Source organism: Dellaglioa sp. CoH-55-MRSF-8 (assembly GCF_056782195.1).
On sequence record NZ_JBXAYH010000108.1, the window covers coordinates 1 to 372 of the forward strand.

The following is a 372-nucleotide window of genomic DNA, read 5'->3' on the forward strand; positions in this document are numbered from 1 at the left end:
GTGACGGCTGGGGGTGTCACGACAGAAGCCCGTAAGGCCCTGCTATGGGCTCGCGGCCCTGACGCAAGCGGCGCGGCCTGTACCGTCTACGGCTACAGGCTTTTGCATGCGAACCGCCCCGCCGACGTGTGCGCCGCTTATGGTGCAATCAACGGCACGCCGTGCGAACCGCGCGGGGCGGGCTGGGTGTTTTTCACTGAAACCGCAACGAGCGAGCGTCTATCGTGGATTCGGTCGCGACTCGCAATGATGGATAAGGAGTAACGAATATGAACGCGAAAACCCTGCATGACCAATTGACGCCCCAGACCGCCGAAGCCGTCGCGGCCCTGCTCGGGTTCGATAAGCCGATGCCACTTTTCTGGGTATATG

At 61.8% G+C, this 372-nt stretch carries 1 protein-coding gene; it reads left to right on the plus strand.

The genetic code is table 11. The annotated features are described in order from the left end of the window. Nucleotides 1–264: hypothetical protein (locus tag AC1RPW_RS08130; protein ID WP_481769460.1), on the plus strand; the 264-nt coding region annotated here is incomplete at its 5' end. Nucleotides 265–372 lie beyond the last annotated feature (108 nt).